Genomic DNA, 7,487 nt, shown 5'->3' on the forward strand with positions numbered 1-7,487 from the left:
CCTGCTGGACAAGGCCCGCCCGCAGCTCAAGCAGGACGTCGAGGACCTGACCGGGCTCGCCCAGACCCTCAACGCCGGCAACACCACCGTGGACGGCATCCTGCAGCGGTTCCCGAACAAGATCGCCACCCTGACCCGGACTGCCACCTACGGCTCGTGGTTCAACTTCTACCTGTGCTCGATGGAGGGCAGCGTCACGCTGCCCGGCAACGTCACGCTGACTCCGGGGCTGCCCTCCCCGTTCCCGCCGGCGAGGTGCTCCTAGATGGCCGGGACGCTGCGGACTCGCCGCGCCGCGCCGCGCGGGCGCTCGTTCGCCTCCCGCAACCCGACCACCATCGGCGCGATCGGGCTGGTGGTGATCGCGGTGCTGCTGTGGGCCGCCTTCAACGCCGCGAAGCTGCCTATCATCGGCGGCGGCACCCAGTACTCGGCGATCTTCTCCGAGGCCTCCGGCCTGGTGCCCGACGACGAGGTCCGGATCGCCGGCGTCAAGGTCGGCACCGTGACCGGGGTGTCGCTCAACGGCCCGACCGCGCACACCGTCAAGGTGTCCTTCCGGGTCAAGCACGCCTTCGTCGGCGACCGGACCGAGGCGATCATCAAGATCAAGACCGTGCTGGGCCGCAAGTACCTGGAACTGGACTCCCAGGGGGTGGCCAAGCAGGACCCGGACCGGCAGATCCCGCTGAGCCGCACGCTCACCCCGTACGACGTCTACCCGGCCTTCTCCGACCTGACCAAGACCGTCGGCTCGATCGACACCAAGGCGCTGGGACAGTCGCTGGAAACCATCGCCCAGACCTTCCGTGACACCCCCGCCTCGGTCCGCACCACCCTTGACGGCCTGTCCCGGCTCTCGCGCACCATCTCCTCCCGTGACGAGGCGCTGCGCACCCTGCTGGCCCGGGCCAACCAGGTGACCGGGGTGCTCGCCGACCGGGACGCCGAGATCGCCAAGCTGCTCACCGACGGCAACCTGCTGCTGAGCGAGCTGAACGCCCGGCGGGAGGCGATCCGGACGCTGTTCCTGAACACCTCGGCGCTGTCGCTGCAGATCTCGGGGCTGGTCAGCGACAACTCCAAGACCCTCAAGCCCGCCCTGGACCAGCTCAAGGGCGTGCTGGACGTGCTGGAGAAGAACCTGGACAACATCGACCGCGGCCTGGCCCTGCTCGGGCCGTTCTACCGGGTGTTCGCCAACACCCTCGGCAACGGCCGGTGGTTCGACACCTACATCCAGAACCTGTCGGCGGGCGGCCTGCTCGGCACCTACACAGGGGTGGGCCAGTGAGCGCGACCCGGGCGATGCCGCGGCAGCTGTCCCGGCTGGTGGTGGCGGCGATCCTGGCCGCGGTGGTGCTGGGCACGGTGGTGTTCGTGCTGCTGCCGGGCCAGACCAAGACCGTGCAGGCCCGCTTCGAGCGCGCCGTCGGCCTCTACACCGGTTCCGACGTCCGGCTGCACGGCATCAAGATCGGCTCCATCACCAAGGTCACGCCGGACGGCGACGGGGTGCTGGTCCGGATGACGTACGAGAAGAAGATCAAGCTGCCGTCCTACCCCGACGACGCCAAGGTGGTCCGGGCGGCGATCATCCCGCCGTCGCTGGTCTCCGACCGCTACGTCCAGCTGGCCGACTTCGACTCCTGCACCACCGGCTGCCCGGTGCTGGCCAGCGGCGCCGCCATTCCGATGAACCAGACCGCGGCGCCGGTCGAGCTGGACGACATCTACGCCGCTTTGGACAAGCTGAACGTCGCCCTCGGCCCGCAGGGCGCCAACTCGACCTCGCTGAGTGCCAAGGGCCCGCTGTCGGACCTGATCGACGTCGGGGCGGCCAACCTGGACGGCAACGGCGCCGCGCTCGGCAGCACGGTGGCCGACCTCGCCAAGGCGGTCAAGACGCTGGCCGCGGGCCGGGAGGACCTGTTCGGCACGGTGAAGAACCTGCAGGTCTTCACCGACGCGCTGGTGGCCAACGACGCCCAGGTGCGCGCCTTCAACACCCAGCTGGACCAGGTGAGCGCCGCCCTGGCCGAGGAGCGCGGGTCGCTGGCCGCGGCGCTGAAGAACCTGACCGCCGCGCTGCGCGACATCGCCGGCTTCATCCAGTCCAACGGCGACGCCATCCACACCGACGTCCGCGAGCTCAAGGACGTGGTGGCGACGCTGAACAAGCAGAAGGCGGCCCTGAACGAGGTGCTGGCGGTCGCCCCGGTGGCGCTGGAGAACCTCAACCACACCTACAACCCCAAGTCGGGCACCCTGGACACCCGGGACAACCTCGGGGGGCTGGCCAACCCGTTGGACCCGGCGGTGATCTGCTCGGCCCTGAGCGCGACCAAGAACCTGCCGGCCAGCGGCACCATCGCCGACACCTGTGCGGCCATCGCCAAGGTGATCGGTGGCCTGCCGCCGCTCGGCGGGACGCCCGGCCTGCCGCCGATCGGCCTGCCCCCGTTGGGTGGCCCGTGATGGCGGGCGTGCTGACCGGCCGTCGTCCGGCGCGGTCCCGGCCCGGCCGGCTGGCCCAGGCCGGAGCACTGGCGCTCGCGGGGGTCCTGGCACTGTCCGGCTGCGGCTTCCACGGCCTGTACTCCGCGCCACTGCCCGGCGGGGCCGACCCGGGCAGCCACCCGTACCGGGTGCTGGTCGACTTCGCCGACGTGCTGGACCTGGTGCCGCAGTCCTCGGTTAAGGTCAACGACGTCACCGTCGGCAAGGTCGAGTCGGTCTCGCTGGTGGGCTGGCAGGCCCGGGCGCAGGTGGTGGTCAACGGCGACGTGCGGCTGCCGGCCAACGCCTACGCCCGGATTCGGCAGACCTCGCTGCTGGGCGAGAAGTTCGTGTCGCTGTCCTACCCGCCGGACGGCGAGGTGAGCGACCCGGTGTCGCTGGCCCAGGCGCCGCACCCGGGCTACGCCTACCCGCACATCGGCATCGGCCGGACCGGGTCCACCCCGGAGCTGGAGGCGGTGCTCGGCGCGCTGTCGCTGCTGCTCAACGGCGGCGGGCTGGAGCAGATCAAGACCATCACCCACGAGCTGAACCAGGCGCTGAGCGGGCATGCGGGCGACGTGCGCAGCCTGCTCACCCAGGCCACCGTGCTCACCACCAGCCTGAACACCCAGAAGGGCAGGATCCTCGAGGCCATCGACAACCTCGACGTGCTGGCCCGCACGCTCAACAACCAGAAGCAGGTGCTGGCCGGCGCGCTGGACACCATGCCGCAGGCGGTGAAGATCCTCGCCGACGAGAAGTCGCAGTTCGTCACCCTGCTGAAGAGCCTGGACAACCTCAGCACGGTCGCGGTGCAGGTGATCGATGCCTCCCAGGACAACTTCGTCTCGGCACTGGAGAGCCTGGACCCGGTGATGACCCAGCTGACCCAGGCCGGCGAGGCGCTGCCGAAGTCGCTGGAACTGCTGGCCACCTACCCGTTCCCGCGCACCTCGGTCAACGGCATCCGCGGCGACTACACCAACCTGTTCCTGACCGCCGACCTCAACCTCACCCACCTGCTGGACAACCTGCTCACCCTGCCGAAGGTCCCCACGCCGGCCGGCAGCCTGCCACAGCTGGGCGGTGACCAGCCGTGATCCGCAGATCGACCAAGATCCAGCTGCTGCTGTTCGTGGTGCTCTCGCTGCTCGGCATGAGCTACGTCGGCTTCAGCTATGTCGGGCTCGGCGCCAGCCTGTTCGGGCCCGCCGGCTGCACGGTGAGTGCCAACTTCCCCGACTCGGGCGGCATCTTCACCGGCGCCGAGGTCACCTACCGCGGCGTCACGGTCGGCCGGGTGGGCCAGCTGCACCTGCTCGACTACCCCGGCCCGGACGGCCGGCAGGTCCGGGGGGTGCGGGTGGACCTCGCCCTTCGCGACTGCGCCAAGCCGGCGATCCCGGCCGACGCCCAGGCCTACGTCTCCGACCGCTCGGCGGTGGGCGAGCAGTACGTCAACCTGGAACCGTCCAGTGCCCGAGGGCCGTACCTGCGCGACGGCGCGGTGCTGGGCAAGCCCGGCAAGGTGCCGATCGCCACCCAGGTGCTGCTGCAGAACCTCGACGACCTGGTCTCGGGCATCGACTCGGCCAAGCTCAACACGGTGATCACCGAGCTGGGCGCCGCCTTCGGCGGCCGCGGGCCGGACCTGCAGGCGTTGCTGGACTCCGGCGACCAGCTGCTGGCCCGGGCCCGGCAGGCGCTGCCGGAGACACTCAGGCTCATCGACAACGGCCAGACGGTGCTCAAGACCCAGCTGGACTCCGGGCCGGCCATCCGGGGCTGGGCGCGCAACCTCAACCTGCTGACCGCACAGCTCAAGGCCAGCGACGGCGACCTGCGGGCGCTGCTGGGCGACGGGCCCGCCGAGCTGGACACCGTGCGCCGGTTCCTGGCCGGCAACCGGTCCGACCTGGACCTGCTGCTGGCCAACCTCACCTCGGTCAACCAAGTCATGGTGTCGCACCTGGACGGCATCCGGACCATTCTGGTGATCTACCCGGCGGCCGTGGCAGGCGGCTACACCGTCACCCCCGGCGATGGCACCGCGCACTTCGGCGTGGTGCTCAACGTCGACGACCCGCCGTCCTGCCGGACCGGCTACGAGGGCACCCGGATTCGCAAGCCCTCGGAGACCGGCCCGAGCACGATCAACACCTCGGCCCGGTGCGCGATGCCGCGCGGCTCGGTGACCAGCGTGCGCGGCGCGCAGAACACGCCGGGCGGCGATCCGGTGACCACCGGCGGTGGGAGTACCGTCTTCCCGCGGGCAGTGCCCCAGCCGACCACCGTCCAGCTCGGCGGCTCGATGGCCGGAGCCGGCCTGCTGGCCGACAACTCCTGGCTGCCGCTGCTCACCGGTGGCCTGCGCTGAGCGCTGACCCGGGCACTGCGGCCGAGATCGAGGAGTAGCCGATGACCCACCCGTCGCGGGCCGGTCTGCCGCGCGCCGTGCTGCCCGGGTTGACCGTGGCAGTGGCCGTCCTGCTGGTGGTGGCGGCCGTGCTGGGCGTGCTGCGGCTGACCCGGCGCGCTGACGGTGCCGCCGGGCTCAGCTCCGACGAGCAGGCCGCGGTCAACGCCGCGCGCCAGGAGACGATCAACCTGCAGACCTACCGCCGGGCCAGCTTCGACGCCGACTTCGCCGCGGCGCTGGCCGGCCTCACCCCGACCAAGGCCACCCAGTGGCAGGCCAACAAGGCCACCCTCAAGACCAAGCTCACCCAGCTCAAGCAGGACGCCGGCGCCACCGTGTCCGGTGCGGGGCTGGTCAGCTTCGACGGCAAGACCGCGGTCGTGGTGGTGGCCTCGGACACCCTGCGCATCGACGCGGCGGGCAAGACCACCACGGCGGCGCAGAACCGGTCGCTGGTGAGCATGAAGTGGATCGGCGGCAAGTGGCTGATGGACGATCTGCAGTCGGTGTCGGTGTCATGACCGAGCTGACCCCCACCGACGGCCAGCCGGCCGAGGAGGCCGGCCCGGCGGCTGCCCGGGTTCGGCCCGGCCCGCGCCCGAGTCCGGCCCCCTCGCCGACCGCGCGGGCCCGTCGCAGCGCCGCCGGGGCACCGGACGGGCTGCGCCGGCCCCGTCCCACCCCGTTCCCGCCGGCCGCCGACGGGCCGGCCACGGACGAGCCGGCAGCGGACGGGGCGCCGGCAGCGGGCCCAGTGCCGGCGCCGGACGCCGGGCCGGTCCGCGACGCCACGCTGGCTCACAATCCCGGGCCAGCTCGCGACGCCGCGCCAGTCCGCGACGCTGCGCCGGGGGAGGCCACCGGCGCCCCAACCACTCCAGCCGACCCGGCCGTCCTCCTCGAGCCAGCAGAGCAGGCCGACCGGTCCCCATGGCGAGCCCGGACCGGCCTGGTGGCGGTGCTGGCGGTGCTGCTGCTGGCGCTGGCCGGCCTGGACGGCTGGCTGGTCACCCACCAGCCCGGATCCGGCTCCCGGTCCGAGCGCGACCAGGCCCTGTCCACCGCCAAGACCGCGGTGCCGGCGATCCTGTCCTACGACTACCGGCACTTCGACTCCGACGTCAGCACCGCCCGGGGCCGGCTGACCGGCCGGGCGGTCACCGACTACGTCCAGGCGATGAGCAAGACCATCAAGCCGACGGCCGCCAAGGTGCACGCGGTCGTGCAGGCCCAGACCGACGGCGCCGGCGTCGAGGCGGTGTCGGCCGACGGCAAGCAGGTCACCGTGGTGGTCTTCGGCGAGCAGAAGGTCACCAACACCTCGCTCAGCCAGCCCCGGATCGACCTGTTCCGGGTCCGGGTCACCCTGGACCGGGTGGACAACCAGTGGCTGGTCTCGAAGTTCGACCAGATCTAGCTGGCCGGCAGTACCCCGCGCCACGGTTCGACACCAAGCCTGCGCACCCGGTCCGCCTCGGGCCTGAGCAGGCGGTCACCCAGGCCCTGAGTAGGCGGTCTCGCAGGGCCCGTATCGGCGGCCGGACCGGCCCGGCGAGCGGCCGGGCCACGCGCGGGAGCCCGGGGATGCTTGACGGACGGCAGCGGGCAGGGCACCCTACGTGCACTGCAGGAAAGGCCCGCCGGGGCATTGACTTACCGAAGTTCCGGCTGGAATCCTTGGCCGCAGACGCGCTCGGGCTGCTCGTTCCCGACCGCAGCAGTGCCACCGTCAGGGGTGGCCTGGACAGGTGTGCCGATCTCGGCTAGACTGCTAATTTGCGCTGCCCTCAAACAACTGTCGGCCCGTACAGGGTCTACTTCCTGCTGTCTCGGACGGAATGCATCAACCGGTTGAAACCGGGCCGCGCAACAGATCAGTAGCTGCTCCTGCTGCGGTTCGGCCCCAGCAACGCAGCGGTGGACCAAGTCCTCGGAAGGACGCATCTTGGCAGTCTCTCGCCCCGGTAAGTCCGAATCGCACGGCATGATCGGGGGCATTCCAGGCGCCCCTGTTCGTACCTCCTTCGCCAAGATCAGGGAGCCGCTGGAGGTTCCCAATCTGCTGGCCCTGCAAACCGAATCATTCGACTGGCTGATCGGCAACGCCGCCTGGAGAGGGCGGCAGGCTGCCGAAGCCGAGTCCACGGGGATTGCCCCGGTGTCGGGTCTGGAGGAGATCCTCGGCGAGATCTCGCCGATCGAAGACTTCTCCGGCTCCATGTCGCTGTCCTTCTCCTCGCCCCGCTTCGAGGACGTCAAGGCCTCCATCGAGGAGTGCAAGGACAAGGACATGACCTACGCGGCCCCGCTGTTCGTCACGGCGGAGTTCACCAACAACACCACCGGCGAGATCAAGAGCCAGACGGTGTTCATGGGCGACTTCCCGATGATGACCCGCAAGGGCACCTTCGTCATCAACGGCACTGAGCGGGTGGTGGTCTCCCAGCTGGTGCGCTCGCCGGGCGTCTACTTCGACCGCAGCCTGGACAAGACCTCCGACGTCGACGTCTTCTCGGTCAAGATCATCCCCAGCCGCGGTGCCTGGCTGGAGTTCGACATCGACAAG

General features: G+C 70.7%; 6 protein-coding genes and 2 pseudogenes. All 8 read left to right on the forward strand.

The window, feature by feature from the left end; genetic code table 11:
- A pseudogene (locus VLJ82_RS17760) lies at positions 1-265 on the forward strand (MCE family protein); the annotation flags it as partial.
- Positions 266-1,294 (forward strand): MCE family protein, encoded by a 1,029-nt coding sequence (locus tag VLJ82_RS17765; RefSeq protein WP_408664694.1) that lies wholly within the window; start codon positions 266-268, stop codon positions 1,292-1,294. It abuts the pseudogene before it with no gap.
- Entirely contained in the window at positions 1,291-2,478 is a 1,188-nt protein-coding gene (locus VLJ82_RS17770) for an MCE family protein (protein ID WP_408664695.1), read from the forward strand. Before VLJ82_RS17765 ends, VLJ82_RS17770 begins: the two co-directional genes overlap by 4 nt.
- Complete coding sequence (locus VLJ82_RS17775; protein WP_408664696.1) at positions 2,478-3,602, forward strand: MCE family protein; 1,125 nt, start codon at positions 2,478-2,480, stop codon at positions 3,600-3,602. Before VLJ82_RS17770 ends, VLJ82_RS17775 begins: the two co-directional genes overlap by 1 nt.
- Entirely contained in the window at positions 3,599-4,879 is a 1,281-nt protein-coding gene (locus VLJ82_RS17780) for an MCE family protein (RefSeq protein ID WP_408664697.1), read from the forward strand. Before VLJ82_RS17775 ends, VLJ82_RS17780 begins: the two co-directional genes overlap by 4 nt.
- A gap of 41 nt (positions 4,880-4,920) precedes the next feature.
- The gene (locus tag VLJ82_RS17785; protein WP_408664698.1) at positions 4,921-5,442 is read left to right on the forward strand and encodes a hypothetical protein; all 522 of its coding nucleotides are present in this window, start codon (positions 4,921-4,923) and stop codon (positions 5,440-5,442) included.
- Entirely contained in the window at positions 5,439-6,338 is a 900-nt protein-coding gene (locus tag VLJ82_RS17790; RefSeq protein WP_408664699.1) for a hypothetical protein, read from the forward strand. The genes VLJ82_RS17785 and VLJ82_RS17790 overlap by 4 nt, the downstream gene beginning before the upstream one ends.
- 567 nt (positions 6,339-6,905) lie before the next feature.
- Positions 6,906-7,487: pseudogene (locus tag VLJ82_RS17795) on the forward strand (DNA-directed RNA polymerase subunit beta); the annotation flags it as partial.

The sequence above is a fragment of the Jatrophihabitans sp. genome (genome assembly GCF_035474675.1).
GTDB lineage: Bacteria > Actinomycetota > Actinomycetes > Mycobacteriales > Jatrophihabitantaceae > Jatrophihabitans_A.

Excerpts from the sequence above, each read along its gene's own strand:
- VLJ82_RS17785 (WP_408664698.1), top strand. The coding sequence starts at position 4,921 with ATGACCCACCCGTCGCGGGCCGGTCTGCCGCGCGCCGTGCTGCCCGGG.
- VLJ82_RS17765 (WP_408664694.1), top strand. The coding sequence starts at position 266 with ATGGCCGGGACGCTGCGGACTCGCCGCGCCGCGCCGCGCGGGCGCTCG.
- VLJ82_RS17775 (WP_408664696.1), top strand. The coding sequence starts at position 2,478 with ATGGCGGGCGTGCTGACCGGCCGTCGTCCGGCGCGGTCCCGGCCCGGC.
- VLJ82_RS17790 (WP_408664699.1), top strand. The coding sequence starts at position 5,439 with ATGACCGAGCTGACCCCCACCGACGGCCAGCCGGCCGAGGAGGCCGGC.